The sequence below is a fragment of the Pseudomonas sp. LBUM1663 genome (assembly GCF_059695905.1).
The window spans coordinates 5,428,353-5,449,922 of record NZ_CP166792.1; the positions used below are offsets into that span (position 1 = coordinate 5,428,353).

A 21,570-nucleotide genomic window follows, 5' to 3' on the forward strand; every position below is an offset into this window, starting at 1 on the left:
CTCCAGAAAGCCCCGCTTCCGGGGCGTAATGCCGTTTACTTGAGCGCGAGCCTGCATTTGTGGCGAGGGAGCTTGCTCCCGCTGGGCTGCGCAGCAGTCCCTTTTTGGGGTCGCTTCGCGACCCAGCGGGAGCAAGCTCCCTCGCCACAGATAGGGTGTTGCGTTTGAGTGAACAGCATCGAGCCCCGGAAGCGGGGCTTTTTTTTGCCCGAAAGACTTACCGCGCTGACGGATACAAGGCCGCGATCATGTCCACTTCTATCGGCGCGTTTTTCGGCAACTGGTAAACACCGACGGTCGTTCGGGTGTGTTTACCGGCCTCACCCAATACATGCGTGAAGACGTCAGACGCGCCATTGGCAACTTCACTGAGGTCCACAAAATCGAACGTGGATTTCACATAGACCGTGATGCGCAGCAGTGCCTTGACGTTATCCAGTGAGCCGATGGCCTCACGGATCAGGGCAAGTCCGCGTATTGCGCTGATACCGGCAGCCTCTTGGGCATCGGCCAGGTTGAGTTCCAGCCCCACTCGGCCGGGGTATTGGATTTTGCCGTTCATGCGCGGCACCAGCCCGCTGACATACAGTTCGTCATCGTGCCGGATCAGCGGCGCGTAATGCCCGCCGGCAGAGTTCTCGTCGTAGATATCAAAGCCGAGTTCTTTCGCCATCGCGAGGAAGCGTTCGTCGCGACTCATTTGATTACTCATTAACCGAACCCTCTTAATCAATCATGCATACGCGCAAACGATGGTAGAGAGAGATGCGTGTCTTGATCAGGGCAACTTCGTATAAGATCCAACAAACTTTACTGCCAGGGAGACCAGTAAAATGCAGCGCGCCGTCATCGCCGCCATCGAGTTCCAGCCCGGAGTGCCGCTGGTGCAGCAGATCGTCGATCAGCTGACTGTCGCCATCAATCAGGGTGGCCTGCCTAACGGGGCCAAATTGCCGCCGATTCGCGAACTCTCCGAGTTGATGAACGTGGGCAAATCCACGGTGGTCGACGCCCTGGACCGATTGCGGGCCAAGGGACTGGTGGTCTCTCGCCAAGGCTCGGGGCATTACATTCACCGCCCAAGCAATCAATCCCAGCATGCAACCGGCCCGGACCTGCAACCCCAAGACACGCTCAGCCGGGTTCGCCGCGCCTTGCTGCTGAACAACGGCGCGCTGCGCCCCGGCTGCGGATTTCTGCCCGCCTCGTGGCTGCCCGCCGACGAATTGCTCAAAGCCGTGCGCAGCACCCTTCGTGCGACCGCGCTACGCATGGGCGAATACGGTGAGGTCGGCGGTTACCTCCCGTTGCGTGAGGCGTTGCGCGTGAAGCTGTCGACCGTCGGCATCGAGGTGCCGGTAGAGCAGATCATCACCACCGCCAACACCGTGCAGGCCATCGACCTGCTGATGCGCCTGTTGATAAAACCCGGCGACACCGTACTGCTCGACGATCCATGCTACTTCAACATGCACACCAATCTGGCACTGCACGGCGCCAAGGTCATCACCATCGCCCGCGATTGCAACGGGCTGGACCTGGAAGCGTTCGAGCAATTGCTGATTGCCCATCGCCCCGTGCTGTACATGACCAACAGCACGCTGCACAACCCGACCGGGCACTCGTTCTCCGCAGCCCAGGTTTATCGCTTGCTGGAGCTGAGTCACCGTTACGGCGTCCACATCCTCGAAGATGACTTGTATGGCGACATCCAGCAAAGACGTACCCCGCGCCTGGCCGCGAGCGGTCTGGACAATGTCAGTTACGTTTCCGGTTTCTCCAAGACCCTGACCGCCAACAGCCGGGTCAGCTATACCGCGCTATCGCCGCAACTGGCCGCACGAATGATCACCTTGAAGTTAGCCTGCGGCGGCGTGACCTCGGAACTGGCGGAGCAGATCACCTGCACCATGCTCAGTAACGGCAGCTACGCCAAACACACCCGGCGCACGGTTGATCGCCTGTATGAATCGAGCAGTCGCGTGACGAGATGGCTGATAGAGGCTGGATGTTCGGTGTCATCGATACCGGGCGAAGGGCTGTTCATCTGGACTCGCTTGCCCGAAGGACTGCACGCCGAAACCCTGGCCAGCAAAGGCCTTGAAAATGACCTCGTCCTGGCGCCCGGCACCTTGCTGAGCAAAGCTGCCGATGCCAGTAGCTTCCTGCGTTTCAATGTTGCGCATAGCGATAGCCTGCAGGTGCGCGAACGGTTTCTCCGGCTGCTCGATCGCTGAGTTTTTCTGATACACCGTGGCGCGGCCATCGCGAGCAGGCTCACTCCCACACGGTCCAGCGTCGTACTCGAAAATGGCGGCAGTCACAATCCAATGTAGGAGCGAGCCTGCTCGCGATTGGGGCAACACGGTCCAACAGAAAGCTACCCAACAAAAAGCCCCGCCTCTTCTCTCGAAGGGCGGGGCTTTTCTTTACAGCATCCAACGCCTAAGGCGCATACGTCAGCAACAACTCACTTGGCACTTTGAAGTCCAGCGACATCATCACGCTTAACGCGGTAATGGTGAAGATCGAGAACACGAACAGCTTGCGTGCCCAGACCGTGTCATCCACTGCCTTGTAGCCGGTCCAGGCCATGTACAGCCAGTACATGCCCATCGCGGCGGCGACGGCGAGGTAGCTCATGCCGGCGTAGCCGCTGAAGGTCAGCATCAAGGTCGCCACGAGGAACGCCAGGATGTAGAGCAGGATGTGCTTCTTGGCCACTTGAATCCCGCGCTTCACAGGCAACACCGGAATCGATGCGGCCAGGTAATCGTTGAAGCGGAAGATCGCGATGGCGTAGGAATGCGGCATCTGCCAAAGGCTGAACATCACCAGCAACGTCAGTGCGGCCATGTCGAAGCTGTTGGTCACGGCCACGTAGCCAATCACCGGCGGCATCGCACCCGACAGACTGCCCACCAGCGTGCCGTGAACCGACTTGCGCTTGAGGTACAAGCTGTAGAAGCCGACGTAGATGACGAAACCGATCACCGCGAACAGCGCGGCCAACGGGTTCGCCACCTTGTACAACAACGCAACGCCGGCCACACCGAGGACGGTCGCGTAAATCAGGGCCAGTTTCAGGGAGATCAAGCCCTGGACCAGCACCCGATTCTTGGTGCGTTCCATCTTCAGGTCGATGTCGCGGTCGATGCAGTTGTTGAACACGCAACCGGAAGCCACCACCAGGGACGTGCCGATCATTGCAGCCAGGAAAATGGCCAGATCGACATGCCCTTTCGAGGCCAGGAAAAATCCGCCTGCCACTGAAAGCACGTTACCGAAAATGATCCCCGGTTTGGTGATTTGGATAAAGTGCTTCAAGGACATCCGGATTTACCTCACTTCGCCATCATGAACGTGTGGATGCTGAACATGATCCACAGCGACAGGCCCACCAGCAGGACAATCACGATCGCGGCGAAAACAAACGCAATCACGTTGTTACGCTGCGCGGCCGAACGGTCCAGGTGCAGGAAGTACACCAGGTGCACCAGCACCTGGATCACGGCGAATGCCAGGACGATCATCAGGGTGATCGACTTCGGCAGCGTCGGGTACATCACCAGCGCAAACGGGATGACGGTCAGGATCACCGACAGGATGAAGCCGATCGCGTAGGACTTGACGCTGCCGTGGCCGGCGTCGTGGCTGTCATGGGAGTGTGTGTTAGCCATTTACATAGTCCCCATCAGGTAAACAACGGTGAATACGCAGATCCACACGACGTCCAGGAAGTGCCAGAACAGGCTCAGGCAGCTCAGGCGGGTCTTGTTGGTCGACGTCAGGCCATGCTTGTTGACCTGATACATCATGATCGCCATCCAGATCAGACCGCTGGTGACGTGCAGACCGTGGGTACCGACCAGGGTGAAGAACCCGGACAGGAAGCCGCTGCGGCTAGGGCCGTAGCCTTCGGAGATCAACATGTGGAACTCGTTGATCTCCATGCCGATGAAGCCGGCACCGAACAGGAAGGTCATGGCCAACCAGCCCAGGACCTGCTTCTTGTTGCCCCGGTAGAACGCCAGCATGGCGAAACCGTAGGTGATCGAACTGAACAACAGCAGAGCGGTTTCGCCCAGCACGTAGGGCAGTTCGAAGATGTCGTGGCCCGACGGGCCACCGGCAACGTTGTTAACCAGTACCGCGTACACCGCGAAGATCGACGCAAACAGAATGCAGTCGGTCATCAGGTAGAGCCAGAAACCGTATACGGTCATCTCGCCCGAGTCGTGGTGATGGTCATCGTGCCCATGTCCATCGACATGGGTGTGTCCAGCATTGGTCACTAAGTTCGACATGGTTTAAGCCTGTTCCAACGAGGTTTCAACACGGGTGGCGGTGGCCGGGATTTTCCCTGCCGCGACCAGACGCTTGTGCTGCTCGGCTTCGATGCGTTCGATCACATCGACCGGCACCATGTAGCCTTGGTCGTCACGTGCAGCGTGGATCACGAAGTAGATGACAGTGCCGGCCAGGCTCGCGATTGCCAGCCACCAGATGTGCCAGATCATCGCGAAACCGAACACGGTCAACAGCGCGCCCATCACTACGCCAGTGGCGGTGTTGTTCGGCATGTGGATCGGCTCGTACTTGGCCGGAGCCCGGTACGCAGTACCGTTTTCCTTGGCTTCGGTGAACGGGTCGATGCAGTCGGCTTTCGGCAGTACGGCAAAGTTGTAGAACGGTGGTGGCGACGAGGTCGACCATTCCAGAGTGTGGGCATTCCACGGATCACCGTGATCGCACATGTTCTCTGGCTTGTTGCGGTCTCGCACACTGACGTACAGCTGGATCAGTTGGCAGGCGATGCCGACAGCGATCATCACCGCACCGAACATGGCGACGTACAGGTACGGCACCCACTCAGGGTTGGTGGTGGCGTTCAGACGACGGGTCATGCCCATGAAGCCCAGTGCATAGAGCGGCATGAACGCGACGAAGAAGCCGCTGATCCAGAACCAGAACGCTGCCTTGCCCCAACCTTCGTGAAGCTTGAAGCCGAACGCTTTCGGGAAGTAGAAGGCGAAACCGGCGATGTAGCCGAACACGGCGCCGCCGATGATCACGTTATGGAAGTGCGCGATTACAAACAGGCTGTTGTGCAGAACGAAGTCAGCACCCGGGATGGCCAGCAATACGCCGGTCATGCCGCCGATGGCGAAGGTCACCATGAAGCCCAGGGTCCACAGAACCTGGCTGGTGAAACGCAGACGCCCCTGGTAAATGGTGAACAGCCAGTTGAATAGCTTCACCCCCGTCGGGATCGAAATCAGCATCGTCGCCAGGCCGAAGAAGGCGTTGACGTTGGCACCCGAACCCATGGTGAAGAAGTGGTGCAGCCAAACCATGAAGCCCAGTACCGAGATCGCGCCGGAAGCGTAAATCATCGAGTGGTGGCCAAACAGTTTCTTGCCGGTGAAGGCCGAGATGACTTCCGAGAAAATGCCGAATGCCGGCAGGATCAGGATGTACACCTCAGGGTGACCCCACGCCCAGAACAGGTTGACGTACATCATTGGATTGCCACCAAGTTCATTGGTGAAAATGTGGAAATCCATGTAACGGTCAAGCGTCAGCAGTGCCAGGGTAGCGGTCAGGATCGGGAAGGAAGCCACGATCAGAACGTTGGCCCAGGTGCAGGTCCAGGTGAAGATCGGCATGTCCATCAGTTTCATGCCAGGGGTACGCATTTTCAGCACGGTGGCCAGGAAGTTGACCCCCGTCAGCGTTGTCCCCAGACCCGATAGCTGTAGCGCCCAGATGTAGTAATCCATCCCCACGCCCGGGCTGTATTGCAGGCCTGACAGCGGCGGATAGGCAACCCAACCGGTCTTGGCGAATTCGCCGACGCCAAGGGACAGGTTGATCAGCACCACGCCGGACACCAGCAGCCAGAAGCTCAGGGAGTTCAGGAACGGGAAGGCAACGTCACGCGCGCCGATCTGCAGCGGCACTGCAAGGTTCATCAGGCCGGTGAAGAATGGCATCGCCATGAAGATGATCATGATCACACCGTGGGCGGTGAAGATCTGGTCATAGTGTTCAGGCGGCAGGTAGCCAGGCGAACCCTCGGTGGCCATGGCCAACTGGGTACGCATCATGATGGCGTCGGCAAAACCGCGCAGCAGCATGACCATGGCGACGATGATGTACATCACGCCGATTTTCTTGTGGTCGACCGACGTCAGCCACTCGGTCCACAGGTAGGTCCACTTCTTGAAGTAGGTGATTGCAGCGAACAGCGCCAGACCGCCGAGCGCGATCATGGCGATGGTTATCATCACGATCGGTTCGTGGAACGGGACCGCTTCCCAACTTAATTTACCAAACATCGTTTACTCCTCTGCCCCGGCAGCTGAATGCGAGTTCATGTCCATTCCTTGCGTAGCGGCCACTTCTTTCTCTTTCTTCTCGTGCTTCACCTTAGGACCCGGTTTCATGCCTTCGTACTTGTCGACGATGGTCTGGAACAGGTTCGGCGTCACCGAGGAGTAGAGCTCGACTGGGTTGTTCTGGCTCTGCTTGGCAAGGGCTGCGTACTCAGCTTGTTCAAGCTGCTTAGGTGCCTTCTTGACTTCACTTACCCAGGCGTCGAAATCTTCTTGGGAAGTTGCGATCGCTTTGAATTTCATACCGGTGAAACCTGCGCCGCTGTAGTTGGCGGAGATACCGTCCATTTCAGCGTTACGGTCGGCGATCAAGTGCAGCTTGGTCTGCATGCCCGCCATCGCGTAGATCTGGCCGCCCAGGCCCGGGATGAAGAACGAGTTCATCACGGCGTCGGAGGTGATCTTGAAGTTGATTGGCGTGTGCGCCGGGAACACGATCTTGTTGACCGTGGCAATGCCTTGTTCCGGGTAGATAAACAGCCACTTCCAGTCCAGCGCGACCACTTCGATGGTCACAGGCTTGACGTCGGATTGAATCGGACGGTAAGGGTCCAATTCGTGGGTCGAAATGTAGGTGATGTAACCCAGGGCAATGATGATCAGGACCGGGATGGTCCAGACGGCCACTTCGATTTTGGTCGAGTGAGACCATTTCGGGGTGTAAATGGCGTCCTTGTTAGAGGCACGGTACTTCCAGGCGAACAGGAAGGTCATGACGATAACCGGCACCACGACCAACAGCATCAGCAGCGTGGCGGTGATGATCAGGTTTCGCTGTTCCAGGCCGACCTGGCCCGTGGGATTGAGCAAGGTCATGTTGCAGCCTGACAGCAACAACGTGCCGAGCAGCGGCAATAAGCCTAGTAGTCTGGGGTACCTGTTTTTACTCATCTCACGACCTCTAAAGCAGCTTGCGCAATGCAGTTGGGTTTTGATCGCCAACACTTCACCCTGCCAAGGGTTGGCATTTTTCTTGGATTGAATAAGGGCTGCCCGTCGCGCGTCAGACGCTGTTCGACAAATCCTGGGCTAGCGGTAAGTTCTTATTCGAATTCGTGGTCAAAGGCCTTGTTACAGACCAATTCCATTTGGTGCGGATAGTTGGAAGGCTCCGACACCTGGGAGTCGCACGAAGCGTTCAAGCCCCTCGACGCCCTGTCTTCCTGCTCAAGGTGAGCAGTGCCGGAATTCAGTGCGGGCGATTGTAGATACGTAACGACTCATAAACCATGTCTCATCCCGAAATAATTTTTATCCATTCCAGCAACAATCATTAACGGATTTTGCAAAAGTGCGGCATCTTATCGAAATTAATTCTCAACAAAAACACCAAAATTTGTAGGTCTACAGGGCGCAGTTCAGACAGCTATCGGGGCTGACGCAGACACTTCGACGATGCCCTAGCCCGTATGAGATAAGGGCTCTGGCGATTCGCCAGCCCCTGTTAAAACTGCCTGCTTGCGCGCGATAGCCTATAAATCGGCAGACGCCTGAACAGACCAATTTCGTTGCCTGGCTATACACCGATCCAGCCCAGTGAAATGCCTTGCGACAGCCCCGCTGTGACAACATGTCGCACACGTGTCGCACCCTTCGCTGCCACACATCACGAACTTTTTACGCTGGCCCTGAAATGCAAAACGCCCCGGTCCTCTTGATGAGAACCGGGGTGTTTTTCGTTTCAGCGACGGGGTCGGCCGCGCGAGTGGCGGATGACCTCAGCGCAGTGCTTTGCGGTTACGCGAAGTGAGCAGCGGCACCAGCACCACAATCAGCACGAACGCCACCAGCGCCCACTGCGCCAGCGACAAACCGAGGATCGGCGGGTACGGCGTGGAGCAGAAACCGTCGACCTGGAACCCCAGCGGGAAGATCTTCGCCAGCGGCAGGCCATCGACAATCGGTTGCAGCACATCGATGCCACAGCTGACCGCCGGGTAAAACTGGGTGTAGACGTGATGCCCGGCCACGGCGACGCCGGCCAGTGCGCAAATCACCACCAGGGTTTCAAACACCGTGATGCTGCGGCGGGTGCGCATCGCCGCGCCAATGAAGGCAAACAGCGCAATCAGCAACAGCGCGTAACGTTGCAGGATGCACAGCGGGCACGGCGCCTCGCCCAGCACAATTTGCATGTACAGCGCGCCACCGATCAGCGCCAGGCAGATGATGCCCAGCAACACCAGATAGCGCCGTTCACGTCCCAACCGCATTGTTTCCTCGCTCATCGCGTTTCCCTTTTGTGCTCGTGGATCAGCTCGCCGGCGGCTGCGCTTGCAGCTGCTGCATCAGGCTGATGTTGTCTTCGATATGCCAATTGGCCGCGATGCGACCGTTGTTGATCTGATAGATATCGGTTGCCCGGAAGTCTACACGCTGGCCCTGACCTTTGAGAGCCTTGAACGGGCCAGTGAAGTGACCGCGAAAGTGCAAATGCACCACCACCCGATCGCCAGCAATGATCATCTGCTCGATCTCGCAACTCAGGTCCGGCACCGCGGTGCGAAAGAACTTCGACGCCAGCAGCGGCCCGTCCGGCCCCTGGACCCGGCCTTCGGGCGGGGTCATGTCGATGAACTGCTCCGACAAGGCCGCCTTGGCCAACGCCTCTTCCCCGCTGTTCCAGAAACTGCCGTAACGCCGGGCTGCCAATTCCATCGCATCGCGCTGCGCCTTGGGCAAGCTCTGATCGACGATCAGGGTCTGCGGCTGGAGCAAGGCGGATTCGGCGAACGCGAAAGGGCTGGCCAGTAACGCAGCCGATAGAACGAGACGGGAGAAAGTGAAGTGGGTCATGGGGCGATCCTGATCATGTAAACGAACGAGCGCCTATCATCAGCATCGGGGAATAAACGATAAACCGGTTAAGAACGGATTAACTTTTAAGGGATTTTTACGAATCGGGACCACGGCGCTGCCTATCGCGGGCAAGCCCGGCTCCCACAGGATTGATGTCGTACACAACGTTTGTGATCGACATCAATCCTGTGGGAGCCGGGCTTGCCCGCGATGAAGGCGACTCGGTGTGTCCGAGTCGCCGCATCATTTATTCCAACGCCGAAGCCGGCCCAAAGAACTCGTAACGGCTCTGTTTCTCCGGCACACCCAGCGCCTTGAGGTGACGCTTGATCGCCGCCATGAACCCTTTTGGCCCCAGGAAGTAAGCATCCAGATCACGCTGCTCCGGCAGCCACTCGCCCAACTGCTCGCGGCTCAACAACCCGACCTTGTGCGCCGCCGGGCTCACGCCGTCATCTTCGGCGTAGCAATAGAAGCGTTTGAGTTGCGGGTGACGCTCGGCCAAGCCATCGATCCAGTCGCGGAAGGCGTGAACGCTGCCGTTGCGCGCGCAGTGGATAAAGTGCACCGGCCGCTCGGTCGCCAGTGCCGCTTCCAGCATCGCCAGCGTTGGGGTGATGCCGACGCCGCCGCTGATCAGCACCAACGGCTTGTCGCTGGCGGTCAGGGTGAACTCGCCCGAGGGCGGGAACAGCTGAATGCTCGAGCCGACATGCAGTTGATCGTGCAAGTGGTTAGAGGCGCGGCCACCGGTTTCACGCTTGACGCTGATGCGGTACTGGCCCTTGTTGGCCAATGCCGACAGCGAATAGTTACGACGGATCTCTTCGCCATCGAGGATCAATTTCATGCCGATGTACTGGCCTGGTTCCGCCGCCAGAATGGCGCCTTTGTCGGCAGGTTCGAAGTAGAACGAGGTGATTTCCGCGCTTTCCTCGACCTTCGCCGCCACGATGAACTCCCGCGCCCCGCGCCAGCCGCCGGGTGCCTGTTCCTTTTGATCGTAGATGCTGGTTTCGGCGCCGATCAGGATGTCGGCCAATTGACCGTAGGCCGCGCCCCAGGCGCTCATCACTTCAGGGGTGGCGATTTCGTCGCCCAGCACTTCGGAGATCGCACGCAGTAGGCAAGCGCCGACAATCGGGTAGTGCTCAGGCAGGATTTGCAGGGCCACGTGCTTGTTGATGATTTTGGCGACGAGGTCGCCCAACTGGTCGAGCTGGTCGATGTGCCGCGCGTACATCAATACACCGTTGGCCAAAGCGCGTGGCTGGTCACCGCTGGCCTGGTGGGCCTGGTTGAACAGCGGGCGGACTTCCGGGTATTCGGAGAGCATCATGCGGTAGAAGTAAGTGATCAGCGCTTCGCCACCGCTTTCCAGCAGCGGCACGGTGGATTTGACGATGGCACGGTCTTGGACGCTAAGCATAAGGTGACTCCTGGGGCTACTTGGATTGCTAACTGATTGCCCTATGCTTATCAGTTTCCATGCCAAATATTTAAACGTTTAAAATCAACAACTTAAGAACACAGTAGTCATATCGACACAGGTTGACTTATAGTCATACCGACTACACGGAGTCACTATGACTGCAAAATCCTTGCTCACCGCCCTGCTACCGCTGGTCTCCGACCTGTCCCGCGAACTGCCCGAAGGCGAGCGCTATCGACGCCTGCTCGAAGCCATGCGCGCCCTGCTCCCCTGCGATGCCGCCGCCCTGCTGCGCCTTGATGGCGAATGGCTGGTGCCGCTGGCCGTCGACGGCTTGAGCACCGACACCCTTGGCCGTCGCTTCAAAGTCAGCGAGCACCCGCGCTTCGAAGCGTTGCTCAGCAGCCAAGGCCCGACGCGATTCGCCGCCGACAGCAACTTGCCTGACCCTTACGACGGCCTGGTTGACGGCCTCGACGATCATCTGGAAGTCCACGACTGCATGGGCTGCCCGTTGTTTATCGATGAGCGTCCATGGGGCTTGCTGACCCTCGACGCCCTCGACCCGGAACAATTCGAACCCATCGAACTGGACGCCCTGCAAGCCTTCGCCAGCCTCGCGGCCGCCACCGTCAACGCCGCCGAGCGCATCGAGCGCCTGGCCAATCGTGCCGAAGACGAACATCAGCGCGCCGAGGTGTACCGTCAGGCTAGCGGTCAGCAGAACCGCGAGATGATCGGCCAAAGCAAGGCGCATAAACGCCTGGTGGAAGAGATCAGCCTGGTGGGCGGCAGCGACTTGACCGTGCTGATCACCGGCGAAACCGGGGTCGGCAAGGAATTGGTGGCGCAGGCGATTCATGCGGCCTCGCCTCGGGCGGACAAACCGATCATCAGCCTTAACTGCGCCGCCCTGCCGGACACCCTGGTGGAAAGCGAATTGTTCGGCCATGTGCGCGGCGCCTTCACCGGCGCCATGAACGATCGGCGCGGCAAATTCGAACTGGCCAATGGCGGCACGCTGTTTCTCGATGAAGTGGGCGAACTGTCCCTGACTGTGCAGGCCAAGTTGTTGCGGGTGCTGCAAAGCGGTCAGTTGCAGCGCCTGGGGTCGGATAAAGAACATCAGGTGGACGTGCGCCTGATCGCAGCGACCAACCGCGACCTGGCCGAAGAAGTGCGCAGCGGCCGCTACCGCGCCGACTTCTATCACCGTTTGAGTGTTTATCCGTTGCTGGTGCCGGCCCTGCGCGATCGCGGGCGCGATGTGTTGCTGCTCAGCGGTTTTTTCCTGGAACAGAACCGCTCGCGCATGGGCCTCAACAGCCTGCGCCTGAACAGCGATGCGCAAGCAGCATTGCTGGCGTATGGTTGGCCGGGGAATGTACGGGAGCTGGAGCATTTGATTGGTCGCAGCGCGTTGAAGGCGCTGGGTAACTGCAAGGAGCGGCCGAAGATTCTCAGCTTGAGTGCGGCGGATCTGGATTTGCCCAACGGCAGCGTTGAAATCGCCGCCACCGAGCAACCGGCTGCCAGCCCCGCCGCTCTGGTTGCGGGAGATCTGCGCGAGGCCACCGAAAATTATCAGCGACAATTGATCAGCGCTTGCCTGGAACGGCATCACGACAACTGGGCGAGTGCAGCCCGCGAGCTGGGCCTGGACCGGGCGAATCTTGGGCGGATGGCCAAGCGGTTGGGGATGAAATAACCCCCCACTGTGGCGAGGGAGCTTGCTCCCGCTCGGCTGCGAAGCAGCTGCAAAACCTGAAAATGCGGATAGTCTGAAAACACACATCATCTGATCGGGAGTGCTTCGCACTCCAGCGGGAGCAAGCTCCCTCGCCACAGGGGTTCGCCGTTGGGCCGGGAATGGGTATTTAGCCTAAAGCCTGCCCCCAACAAGTCGATAACCCGGCATCAATAGCTTTTGGCGACTTTTTATTCGCCCATCACCTTTTTCCACAGAAGGTTTTTATGTCCACCACCAAAGCCCGCGCAGACTCACTTTCGCTTCTGCTGTTTACCTTGCGCAGCGGCAAGCTGATGGCAATCAACCTGCTGAAAGTCAGCGAAATCATCCCCTGCCCGCCGCTGACCAAGCTGCCGGAGTCGCACCCCCACGTCAAAGGCATCGCCACCCTGCGCGGCACCTCGTTGTCGGTGATCGACCTCAGCCGCGCTATCGGCGAGCGGCCGCTGGAAGACCCGAACGGTGGCTGCCTGATCGTCACCGACGTCAGCCGCTCCAAACAGGGCCTGCACGTTCAGGCCGTGAGCAAAATCGTCCACTGCCTGACCACCGACATCCGACCGCCGCCCTTCGGTTCCGGCGGCGTGCGCTCGTACATCACCGGCGTGACCTCGGTCGACGGCACCCTGGTGCAAGTGCTGGACATCGAAAAGGTCATCCACGGCATCGCCCCGGCGCAGATCGAAACAGCCCCGACCGAACTGAGCATGGAAGACGCCGAAGTGCTGGGTAACGCGCGGATTCTGGTGGTCGATGACAGCCAGGTCGCGCTGCAGCAATCGGTTCACACCCTGCGCAACCTCGGCCTGCAATGCCACACCGCCCGCAGCGCCAAGGAAGCCATCGACTGCCTGCTGGACCTGCAAGGCACAGCGCAGCAGATCAACCTGATCGTCTCGGACATCGAAATGTCAGAAATGGACGGTTACGCCTTCACCCGCACCCTGCGCGAGACCCCGGACTTCTCGCACCTTTATGTGCTGCTGCACACGTCGCTGGACAGCGCAATGAACAGCGAGAAAGCGCGCCTGGCCGGGGCCAACGCGGTGCTGACCAAGTTCTCCTCGCCAGAACTGACCCGGTGCCTGATCGAAGCGGCCAAGGCCGTCGCCGAACAAGGTCACTGAGTCATGGCTGAAGGCTTTTGCTTGCTGATGCGGCGCAACCTTGCCGAGGCCGTGCCGGCGATCACTTGGCCTCAAGGAATAGATCTCGTCGAATACCGCCCCGAACTTGCCGAACCCGTGCATCACTTGATGGAGCTCGGTTATCGCGAAGGTGGCGGTCGTGTGCCGGCGCTGGATGTCTGGCAACAGCGGTTTGAGACCGATCCTGAATATGATCCGAGCCTGTGTTTTATTGCACTCGACGGCGAAATTATCGTCGGTGTATGCCAGTGCTGGACCAGCGCTTACATCAAAAATTTGGTGGTGCATCCGCAGGCTCAGCGCCTCGGATTGGGCCGTGCGTTGTTGCTGCATGCATTCAAGGTGTTTCAGGATCGCCGGGAAGGCTTTGTGGATTTGAAGGTATTAGAAGACAACCTTCGGGCGCAGCGGCTGTATGAAAGTGCCGGGATGTATGTGGTCCGTCGGGAATTGGTTCCAGCCTGATACCGCCATCGCGAGCAGGCTCGCTCCCACAATGGGTCTTCGTCGAACACAAAATCTGTGCCCTGTGCAGAAACAATGTGGGAGCCAGCCTGCTGGCGATGAGGCCGACACATTCAACCCAACACCATCAGGCATACTCCCCCCTCGGCCAACTCACTGCCCAAGGATGCCCGCCCCATGAAAGCCGCAACAATGACCTTCCTCTGCCTCACCGCCCTCGCCACCCAGGCCCACGCCTCCAGCCCCGACGCCTGGGCCGCCTACGACAAAGCCGTGCTCGCCAGCTGCACCAAAGCCAGTGGCCTGAAAGACGCAAAACCCGTCGGCACCGCCGCGCAGTTCGATGACCGGGTCGGCTATTCCGCACTCCTGCTGCAAGGCCAATACCCGCAAAAACACATGAAAGGCCAGCAAGGCACCGAGCTGTGCCTCTACAACAAAAAGAGCAAAACCGCCTACGTGACCGAGTGGGACTCCATCCGCCCCACCGCCAAAGCCCAGTGAGTGGCGCATAACTTGCTTCGAAACGTTCTTTCGCGGTGTCTTTCTGGCGCCGTTTCATGCCCTCGGAAGTGACCGGCCGCTCAATGGATACGACATTTTCCTGCGTAGGTTGCGGCAAATGCTGCAACGACCACCACGTGCCCCTGACCCTGGCCGAAGCCCGCATGTGGGCGGCCGACGGCGGTCAGGTGATCGTGTTGGTGGAAGGTTTCCTCGGTAACGGCCTGGGCCTGCCCGTGCAGCAACGGGACCACGCCGAACGTCGTTCAGTGGTGGTTCGCAGCGGCACGTCCGAGGCTTACGTGGCGATCACCTTTGCCGCGTACAACGTCGGTCCCTGCCGGAATCTTGACGAAGACAACCTCTGCCGCATCTACGAACGCCGCCCGCTGGTGTGCCGCATCTACCCGATGGAAATAAATCCGCACATTGCACTGAACACCGCGGTGAAGGAATGCCCGCCCGAATCGTGGGAACAGGGACCGGACTTGATCATCGGGGGTGAGTTGGTGGATCAGGAACTCGTGGGATTGATCCAGCGTTCACGTCAGGCGGATCGCGATGACATTCAGGCCAAGGATGCGATTTGCGGGCTGCTGGGGATTCGGACTACAGCGTTGAAGGGGGATGGGTTTACGGCTTATCTGCCGGATATGAATGCGTTTGCCGCTGTCATTGATCAGCTGGCCGGGCAGCCACTGGTGGGCTCAGGCAGTGATTGGCAGTTTCATGTGTCGGGCGACGATATCGCCGGGCAAGTGCAGGCAGCCGGGGCGCACGTGGCGACTGAAGCGCCGGTGAACTACGCGTTTATATCGTTGCGGGCGGCTTGATTCAGAAGATGTATCGCCTGTTAAGGCCTCATCGCGAGCAGGCGCTCCCACAGGGGATCTTCGTCGTACACAAAGTCTGTGTCTTGAGGAGATCAAATGTAGGAGCGAGCCTGCTCGCGATGACGGTAGATCAGGCACCGCAGAAATAGAAACTCAGCGCTTACCCATCGACCGACGAGTCCCTGGAGGCGCAGCCCCTGGCGTCTTGGTATGGCCATTCTTCGCGCCATTCTTGTACCAAGGCTGGCTGGCATTCTTTGCTGCGGCCAAATCACCCGGTTTGAACGGGAACTTGAACGCCGGGATCGCGGCTTTGGTTTCGCTGTCTGCGCTGGAGTCGACGCTGTCTGGCAGGTCTGCCTGGTCGTCGCTCAAAGCGTCGGCAACCGGCGGTTGTGTCGGGGAAGTCATGAAAGCTCCGGGGTGATGCAAAAAGTCGGGCCCGGTCAGCGAGCCGCGAAAGGCGGGAGTATACCTGTGTCCAGAGCCGCAAGCTTCACGCCGCAGGTGAGTCTGTCGGGTTTTGTGTTGACTGATCTACCGCCATCGCGGGCAAGCCCGCTCCCACAGGTACAGCGCTGTCCTTGTGGGAGCGGGCTTGCCCGCGATGAACGATAACGCGGTGGACCTGACCAATCGCTACCTACGCCGGAACCTCAACCCTGTCCAACACCCGATTCACCGCCAACTCCGCCAGCATGATGACCTGCTGAATCGCCAACACCGTATGCCGCTGCGGCCCCTCCAGACTCGTCGCAAAATCACTGCTCATCACACTCGCCGACGCCAACGACTCACAGGCATGGACCAACAGACTTTCAGAATCAACATCAGGGGCCACCACAAACATCGTGCTTGGGCGGCGCGGTTTTTCGGTGTAGCGCTCGGGGGGATCGAGGTAGTAATCGAGCGCGCGCTTAATGGCTTCGTGGTCTTTGAGGAGCGATTCGGCCTGGGTGGCTTCGTCGCGGGGAGTGGTGGTGTCGATGGGTGGATCGGGGATTAACTTATCCATGCAAATTTCCTTTTGATGTTGGAGCCATCAATTTCCGATCTCACTCGGAGCAGAGGTGGCAGCTATGTGCGGTGTGAGATTACCGGCAAAAGGAACCCGGCCAGACCGAAGTCTGCCCGCACACAGCCGCCATAAAAAACTTGCAGGCAGCGGATAAGCTGGCGGCAATTATGGGGGGCCTTGCGCTGGTTTCCAATTGTTCAGCCGGAATCTCACTCCCGGTCGCTGAGTTTTCAGCGACAGCCAAAGGTTAGAGAACACGCTTCCTACCCGGCAACCTGAAAAATGCGTGGGAAAACGCTGTGTTTCTTACACATCTTTCAACACAAAAATGGAACGCGAAGCGTCCCGGGCAGCATTCCCACGCGGAGCGTAGGGAACGATCAATCGAGGCCAACAGAAAGAAATTGGTCGGCTGTCAGGCCGCCATCGCAGGCAAGCCAGCTCCCACAGGAATCGGCGTGTACCGCTCGCTTCTCACCACTCATCAGGCCGAGCGTTAGCTCGCCTTCAGCTCTTGATCTTGATCCACCCGCCCCTTCGGGAGGCTGAGTGGAGGTGTTCATCCGGGGAGTGGCGCGTAGCGCCGTTCGACGCAGTCGAACACGCTGCATGTAGGTCGTCGCGAAGCAGACCGGAGGGCAGTGTCCCCGGATGGATACCGGAGCGAAGGAACGCCGAGCTTTAGCGAGGGGCCGGACGCTCGGGGCGAGCCTTTTTTTGCTTACTTTTTTTTGGCGTTTGAAAAAAAAGTGAGTCGCCGTAAGGGCGAAACCGCCAGCCGCCGTTACCGCAGGAATGGATATGTACCCGATCAACCACAACATGGTCGGCCCACAGGCCGCCAAGCCCAAACTGACAGCGCCGTCAGTTAGCAGTCACCTTCCTGACCAGCGAACAGGTTTATAAAGGAGGGTATAAACCTGACCCGACTCCCGACCACCTAGCCCGGCGCCCCACTCGCATGCGAATTCAGAAAAAAACCGCCTTCATCGCAGGTCTGTTGATCGCCTTGGCAGCGCTGGGCACCTGGTACCTCACCAAACCCGCCACCGCCAAACTAGCCGCGCCCACAGCGATCCCGGTCCGGGTCGTCAGCGTCACCGAAAAAGACGTCCCCCGCTACGTCAGCGGCATCGGCTCGGTCCTGTCCCTGCACAGCGTAGTGGTCCGCCCGCAAATCGACGGCATCCTCACCAAAATCCTGGTCAAGGAAGGCCAACTGGTGAACAAAGGCGACCTGCTCGCCACCATCGACGACCGCTCGATCCGCGCCAGCCTCGACCAGGCCCGGGCACAATTGGGCGAAAGCCAGGCCCAACTGCAAGTCGCCCAGGTCAACCTCAAACGCTACAAACTGCTCAGCGTCGACGACGGCGTGTCCAAACAGACCTACGACCAGCAACAAGCCCTGGTCAACCAACTCAAAGCCACCGCCCAAGGTAATCAAGCGTCAATCGACGCCGCTCAGGTGCAGCTTTCCTACACGCAGATTCGCTCCCCGGTCACCGGCCGCGTCGGCATTCGTACAGTCGACGAAGGCAACTTCCTGCGCATGACCGACACCCAGGGCCTGTTCACCGTGACCCAGATCGACCCGATCGCCGTCGAGTTTTCCCTGCCGCAACAAATGCTGCCGACCCTGCAAGGCCTGATCGGCGACCCCGAGCGCGCACAAGTGAAGGCCTATATCGGCGCCGACACCGACGGCGAAACCGGCAACCTGCTGGGCGAAGGCCACCTGACCCTGATCGACAACCAGATCAACGCCAACACCGGGACCATCCGCGCCAAGGCCGAATTCAACAACCCCGGGCAGAAACTCTGGCCGGGCCTGCTGGTGACGGTAAAAATTCAGACAGCCCTGGATAAAGATGCGCTGGTCGTACCGCCCACCGTCGTACAGCGTGGCCTCGATCAACATTTCGTGTACCGGGTCAACGGCGACAAGGTCGAAACCGTCACCGTACAAATGGTCTACCAGGGCAGCGGCCAAGACATCATCAAAGGCGTCAAACCGGGTGATGTGCTGGTCAGCGACGGCCAGTCGCGGCTCAAACCCGGCTCGACCGTGCAGGTCATGACCGAGCCGCCGCAAGTGGTGCAATCGGAGTCCAAGCCATGAAGGGCCACGGCTCTGTCTCGGCCTGGTGCATCGATCATCCGGTGGCGACGATCCTGCTGACCTTTGCCCTGGTGTTGCTCGGCGTCATCGCCTTCCCGCGCCTGCCCATCGCACCGCTGCCGGAAGCCGAATTCCCGACCATTCAGGTCGCCGCCCAATTGCCCGGCGCCAGCCCCGAAACCATGGCGTCATCGGTGGCTACGCCGCTTGAAGTGCAATTCAGCGCCATCCCCGGCGTGACCCAGATGACTTCGAGCAGCGCCCTCGGCTCGACCAACCTGACCCTGCAATTCACCCTCGACAAAAGCATCGACACTGCCGCCCAGGAAGTGCAGGCCGCGATCAACACCGCCGCCGGTAAACTGCCCAAGGACATGCCGACCCTGCCGACGTGGCGCAAGGTCAACCCGGCTGACAGCCCGGTACTGATCCTCAGCGTCAATTCGACACAAATGCCCGGCACTGAACTCAGCGACCTGGTGGAAACCCTGCTCTCGCGTCAGATCAGTCAGATCGACGGTGTAGGCCAAATCAACATCACCGGACAGCAACGTCCGGCGATCCGCGTTCAGGCGTCTGCCGACAAACTCGCGGCCATCGGCCTGACCTTGGCGGACATTCGCCTGGCCATCCAGAACACCAGCCTCAACCTGGCCAAAGGTGCGTTGTACGGTGAGTCGAGCATTTCGACGCTGTCGACCAACGACCAACTGTTCCACCCCGAGGAATACAGCCAACTCATCGTTTCCTACAAGGACGGAGCCCCGGTTCACCTCAAGGATGTCGCCAAAGTCGTCAACGGTTCGGAAGATGCCTACGTGCAAGCCTGGGCCGGTGACAAGCCCGGGGTGAACCTGGTGATTTCCCGGCAACCGGGCGCGAACATCGTCGAGACCGTGGATCGCATCCAGGCCGCCCTGCCCGGCCTCGAAGCCATGCTGCCGGCCTCGGTGCAGGTCAAGGTGCTGGTCGACCGCACCCAGACCATCCGCGCCTCGCTGCATGAAGTGGAAATCACCCTGCTGATCGCGATCATGCTGGTGGTGGCGGTGATGGCGCTGTTCCTGCGCCAGTGGTCGGCGACCCTGATTGTGTCCGCCGTGCTGGGCGTGTCGCTGGTCGCCAGTTTCGCCCTGATGTACATCATGGGTTTCAGCCTGAACAACCTGACGCTGGTCGCGATCGTGGTGGCCGTGGGATTTGTGGTCGACGATGCGATTGTGGTGGTGGAAAACATTCACCGCCACCTGGAGGCCGGCGACGGCATGCGCGAGGCGGCGATCAAGGGTGCCGGCGAGATCGGTTTTACCGTGGTCTCGATCAGCTTCTCGCTGGTGGCGGCGTTTATTCCGTTGCTGTTCATGGGCGGCGTGGTCGGGCGGCTGTTCAAGGAATTCGCCCTGACCGCGACTTCGACCATCATGATTTCGGTGGTGGTGTCGCTGACGTTGGCGCCGACCCTGGCCGCGCTATTCATGCGCGCCCCGGTGCATCACGACCACAGCAAAGCCACGTTCGGCGAACGCTTGCTGGCAGGTTATGAAAAGCTGCTGCGCCGCGCCCTCGCCCACCAGAAGTTGATGATCGGGGTTTTCTGCCTGTCGCTGGGCCTGGCGGTGGCCGGTTACATCTTTATCCCCAAGGGGTTCTTTCCGGTGCAGGACACCGGTTTTGCCCTCGGCACCACCGAAGCCGCCGCCGATATTTCCTACGGCGACATGGTGAAAAAACACCTGGCGATGGCCGAAATCGTCGCCGCAGACCCTGCGGTCGCGGCGTTTTCCCACTCGGTCGGCGTCTCGGGCAGTAACCAGACCATCGCCAACGGCCGCTTCTGGATTTCCCTGAAAAAGCGCAGTGACCGCGACGTCTCGGCCAGCCAGTTCATTGACCGGATCCGTCCGCAACTGATGAAAGTCCCGGGCATCGTGCTCTATCTGCGCGCCGGCCAGGACATCAACCTCAGCTCCGGCCCGAGCCGCGCCCAGTACCAATACGTACTCAAGAGCAACGACGGCGCGACCCTCAGCACCTGGACGCAGCGCCTGACGGAAAAACTGCGCGCCAACCCGGCATTCCGCGACATTTCCAACGACCTGCAACTGGGTGGCAGCATCACCCACATCAGCATCGACCGCAGCGCCGCCGCGCGTTTCGGCCTGACTGCCAGCGATGTCGATGAAGCGCTGTACGACGCCTTCGGCCAGCGGCAGATCAATGAGTTCCAGACCCAGATCAACCAGTACAACGTGATCCTGGAACTGGACACCCAGCAGCGCGGCAAGGCCGAAAGCCTCAACTATTTCTACCTGCGCTCTCCGCTGAGCGGGGAAATGGTGCCGTTGTCGGCCCTGGCGAAATTCGATGCGCCGACGGTTGGCCCGTTGTCTATTGCTCACGATGGCATGTTCCCGGCGGCCAACTTGTCGTTCAACCTGGCGCCCGGCGTGGCGTTGGGCGATGCGGTGATCATGCTCAACCAGGCCAAGGCCGACATCGGCATGCCGGCCGCCATGAGCGGCAACTTCCAGGGCGCGGCGCAAGCGTTCCAGAGTTCGCTGGCCAGCCAGCCGTGGCTGATCCTGGCGGCGCTGGTGGCGGTGTACATCATTCTCGGCGTGCTCTACGAGAGCTTCGTGCATCCGCTGACCATCATCTCGACCTTGCCATCGGCGGGGCTTGGCGCGGTGATCATGCTGTGGATTTGCGGCCAGGACTTTTCGATCATGGCGCTGATCGGGCTGGTGTTGCTGATCGGGATCGTGAAGAAAAACGGCATCCTGATGATCGACTTCGCCCTCGATGCCCAGCGCAATCGTGGCTTGCCGCCGGAAGAGGCGATTTACCAGGCCTGTATCACGCGGTTCCGGCCGATCATCATGACCACCCTCGCCGCCCTGCTCGGCGCGCTGCCGTTGATGCTCGGTTACGGCACCGGCGCCGAACTGCGCCAGCCATTGGGCATCGCGGTGGTCGGCGGCTTGCTGGTGAGCCAGGCGCTGACGCTGTTCACCACTCCGGTCATATACTTGTGGCTGGAGCGGCTTTTCCATAAGCCCAAACCCGCACCGATGCCGGCGCTGGCAACCACAGACTGAGGC

At 59.7% G+C, this 21,570-nt stretch carries 19 protein-coding genes; 8 read left to right on the forward strand and 11 right to left on the reverse strand.

The window, feature by feature from the left end:
• Positions 1-217 precede the first annotated feature (217 nt).
• Positions 218-700, reverse strand: coding sequence for a RidA family protein (locus ACA075_RS24830; protein ID WP_374039707.1), 483 nt, complete (start codon positions 698-700; stop codon positions 218-220).
• A 133-nt stretch (positions 701-833) separates the two neighbouring features.
• On the opposite strand from ACA075_RS24830, the gene ACA075_RS24835 reads away from it, so the two are divergent.
• Positions 834-2,237 carry an aminotransferase-like domain-containing protein gene (locus ACA075_RS24835; RefSeq protein WP_497295966.1) on the forward strand — a complete coding sequence of 468 codons (1,404 nt, stop codon included), beginning with the start codon at positions 834-836 and terminating at the stop codon, positions 2,235-2,237.
• Between the two features lie 208 nt (positions 2,238-2,445).
• On the opposite strand, the gene cyoE is transcribed toward ACA075_RS24835, so the two are convergent.
• From cyoE to hmpA, 8 genes are all read right to left on the reverse strand, one after another.
• The gene (gene cyoE, locus ACA075_RS24840) at positions 2,446-3,333 is read right to left on the reverse strand and encodes a heme o synthase (RefSeq protein ID WP_038979059.1); all 888 of its coding nucleotides are present in this window, start codon (positions 3,331-3,333) and stop codon (positions 2,446-2,448) included.
• Between the two features lie 11 nt (positions 3,334-3,344).
• On the reverse strand, positions 3,345-3,680 hold the full coding sequence (gene cyoD, locus ACA075_RS24845; RefSeq protein ID WP_010458054.1) for a cytochrome o ubiquinol oxidase subunit IV: 336 nt from the start codon (positions 3,678-3,680) through the stop codon (positions 3,345-3,347).
• On the reverse strand, positions 3,681-4,307 hold the full coding sequence (locus ACA075_RS24850) for a cytochrome o ubiquinol oxidase subunit III (RefSeq protein WP_219094456.1): 627 nt from the start codon (positions 4,305-4,307) through the stop codon (positions 3,681-3,683).
• 3 nt (positions 4,308-4,310) lie between these two features.
• Complete coding sequence (gene cyoB / locus ACA075_RS24855; RefSeq protein ID WP_497295969.1) at positions 4,311-6,341, reverse strand: cytochrome o ubiquinol oxidase subunit I; 2,031 nt, start codon at positions 6,339-6,341, stop codon at positions 4,311-4,313.
• A gap of 3 nt (positions 6,342-6,344) precedes the next feature.
• Complete coding sequence (gene cyoA, locus ACA075_RS24860) at positions 6,345-7,289, reverse strand: ubiquinol oxidase subunit II (RefSeq protein WP_497295971.1); 945 nt, start codon at positions 7,287-7,289, stop codon at positions 6,345-6,347.
• Between the two features lie 827 nt (positions 7,290-8,116).
• A complete protein-coding gene (locus tag ACA075_RS24865) occupies positions 8,117-8,626 on the reverse strand; it encodes a disulfide bond formation protein B (protein WP_219094452.1) in 510 nt (169 codons plus the stop codon).
• A 25-nt stretch (positions 8,627-8,651) separates the two neighbouring features.
• On the reverse strand, positions 8,652-9,194 hold the full coding sequence (locus tag ACA075_RS24870; protein WP_497295973.1) for an ester cyclase: 543 nt from the start codon (positions 9,192-9,194) through the stop codon (positions 8,652-8,654).
• 250 nt (positions 9,195-9,444) lie between these two features.
• Positions 9,445-10,626 (reverse strand): NO-inducible flavohemoprotein, encoded by a 1,182-nt coding sequence (gene hmpA / locus ACA075_RS24875; RefSeq protein ID WP_497295975.1) that lies wholly within the window; start codon positions 10,624-10,626, stop codon positions 9,445-9,447.
• Positions 10,627-10,783: 157 nt separating this feature from the next.
• Here hmpA and norR point away from each other — a divergent pair, with 157 nt between their 5' ends.
• The 5 genes from norR to ACA075_RS24900 all read left to right on the forward strand — a co-directional run bounded on the left by norR (position 10,784) and on the right by ACA075_RS24900 (position 15,329).
• Positions 10,784-12,337 (forward strand): nitric oxide reductase transcriptional regulator NorR, encoded by a 1,554-nt coding sequence (gene norR / locus ACA075_RS24880; protein WP_497295976.1) that lies wholly within the window; start codon positions 10,784-10,786, stop codon positions 12,335-12,337.
• A gap of 266 nt (positions 12,338-12,603) precedes the next feature.
• Positions 12,604-13,506, forward strand: a complete 903-nt coding sequence (locus tag ACA075_RS24885; protein WP_219094447.1) for a chemotaxis protein CheV — start codon at positions 12,604-12,606, stop codon at positions 13,504-13,506.
• Between the two features lie 27 nt (positions 13,507-13,533).
• Positions 13,534-13,992 carry a GNAT family N-acetyltransferase gene (locus ACA075_RS24890; protein WP_497299329.1) on the forward strand — a complete coding sequence of 153 codons (459 nt, stop codon included), beginning with the start codon at positions 13,534-13,536 and terminating at the stop codon, positions 13,990-13,992.
• Between the two features lie 177 nt (positions 13,993-14,169).
• Positions 14,170-14,496, forward strand: coding sequence for a hypothetical protein (locus tag ACA075_RS24895; RefSeq protein ID WP_497295978.1), 327 nt, complete (start codon positions 14,170-14,172; stop codon positions 14,494-14,496).
• An 83-nt stretch (positions 14,497-14,579) separates the two neighbouring features.
• Positions 14,580-15,329 (forward strand): YkgJ family cysteine cluster protein, encoded by a 750-nt coding sequence (locus tag ACA075_RS24900; RefSeq protein ID WP_497299330.1) that lies wholly within the window; start codon positions 14,580-14,582, stop codon positions 15,327-15,329.
• 153 nt (positions 15,330-15,482) lie between these two features.
• Here the strand turns inward: ACA075_RS24900 and ACA075_RS24905 are convergent, their stop codons facing one another.
• Positions 15,483-15,740, reverse strand: a complete 258-nt coding sequence (locus tag ACA075_RS24905; protein WP_007943495.1) for a hypothetical protein — start codon at positions 15,738-15,740, stop codon at positions 15,483-15,485.
• Between the two features lie 232 nt (positions 15,741-15,972).
• Complete coding sequence (locus ACA075_RS24910; protein WP_497295980.1) at positions 15,973-16,344, reverse strand: DUF6124 family protein; 372 nt, start codon at positions 16,342-16,344, stop codon at positions 15,973-15,975.
• 964 nt (positions 16,345-17,308) lie between these two features.
• Here ACA075_RS24910 and ACA075_RS24915 point away from each other — a divergent pair.
• On the forward strand, positions 17,309-18,469 hold the full coding sequence (locus ACA075_RS24915; RefSeq protein WP_497295982.1) for an efflux RND transporter periplasmic adaptor subunit: 1,161 nt from the start codon (positions 17,309-17,311) through the stop codon (positions 18,467-18,469).
• Positions 18,466-21,567 carry a multidrug efflux RND transporter permease subunit gene (locus ACA075_RS24920; RefSeq protein ID WP_497295984.1) on the forward strand — a complete coding sequence of 1,034 codons (3,102 nt, stop codon included), beginning with the start codon at positions 18,466-18,468 and terminating at the stop codon, positions 21,565-21,567. Before ACA075_RS24915 ends, ACA075_RS24920 begins: the two co-directional genes overlap by 4 nt.
• The last annotated feature ends 3 nt before the right edge of the window (positions 21,568-21,570 follow it).

Excerpts from the sequence above, each read along its gene's own strand:
- ACA075_RS24895 (WP_497295978.1), top strand. The coding sequence starts at position 14,170 with ATGAAAGCCGCAACAATGACCTTCCTCTGCCTCACCGCCCTCGCCACC.
- hmpA (WP_497295975.1), bottom strand. The coding sequence starts at position 10,626 with ATGCTTAGCGTCCAAGACCGTGCCATCGTCAAATCCACCGTGCCGCTG.
- ACA075_RS24885 (WP_219094447.1), top strand. The coding sequence starts at position 12,604 with ATGTCCACCACCAAAGCCCGCGCAGACTCACTTTCGCTTCTGCTGTTT.
- cyoB (WP_497295969.1), bottom strand. The coding sequence starts at position 6,341 with ATGTTTGGTAAATTAAGTTGGGAAGCGGTCCCGTTCCACGAACCGATC.
- ACA075_RS24915 (WP_497295982.1), top strand. The coding sequence starts at position 17,309 with ATGCGAATTCAGAAAAAAACCGCCTTCATCGCAGGTCTGTTGATCGCC.
- cyoD (WP_010458054.1), bottom strand. The coding sequence starts at position 3,680 with ATGGCTAACACACACTCCCATGACAGCCACGACGCCGGCCACGGCAGC.
- ACA075_RS24835 (WP_497295966.1), top strand. The coding sequence starts at position 834 with ATGCAGCGCGCCGTCATCGCCGCCATCGAGTTCCAGCCCGGAGTGCCG.
- cyoE (WP_038979059.1), bottom strand. The coding sequence starts at position 3,333 with ATGTCCTTGAAGCACTTTATCCAAATCACCAAACCGGGGATCATTTTC.
- ACA075_RS24910 (WP_497295980.1), bottom strand. The coding sequence starts at position 16,344 with ATGGATAAGTTAATCCCCGATCCACCCATCGACACCACCACTCCCCGC.
- ACA075_RS24850 (WP_219094456.1), bottom strand. The coding sequence starts at position 4,307 with ATGTCGAACTTAGTGACCAATGCTGGACACACCCATGTCGATGGACAT.
- ACA075_RS24900 (WP_497299330.1), top strand. The coding sequence starts at position 14,580 with ATGGATACGACATTTTCCTGCGTAGGTTGCGGCAAATGCTGCAACGAC.
- cyoA (WP_497295971.1), bottom strand. The coding sequence starts at position 7,289 with ATGAGTAAAAACAGGTACCCCAGACTACTAGGCTTATTGCCGCTGCTC.
- ACA075_RS24920 (WP_497295984.1), top strand. The coding sequence starts at position 18,466 with ATGAAGGGCCACGGCTCTGTCTCGGCCTGGTGCATCGATCATCCGGTG.
- ACA075_RS24870 (WP_497295973.1), bottom strand. The coding sequence starts at position 9,194 with ATGACCCACTTCACTTTCTCCCGTCTCGTTCTATCGGCTGCGTTACTG.
- ACA075_RS24890 (WP_497299329.1), top strand. The coding sequence starts at position 13,534 with ATGCGGCGCAACCTTGCCGAGGCCGTGCCGGCGATCACTTGGCCTCAA.
- ACA075_RS24865 (WP_219094452.1), bottom strand. The coding sequence starts at position 8,626 with ATGAGCGAGGAAACAATGCGGTTGGGACGTGAACGGCGCTATCTGGTG.
- norR (WP_497295976.1), top strand. The coding sequence starts at position 10,784 with ATGACTGCAAAATCCTTGCTCACCGCCCTGCTACCGCTGGTCTCCGAC.
- ACA075_RS24905 (WP_007943495.1), bottom strand. The coding sequence starts at position 15,740 with ATGACTTCCCCGACACAACCGCCGGTTGCCGACGCTTTGAGCGACGAC.
- ACA075_RS24830 (WP_374039707.1), bottom strand. The coding sequence starts at position 700 with ATGAGTCGCGACGAACGCTTCCTCGCGATGGCGAAAGAACTCGGCTTT.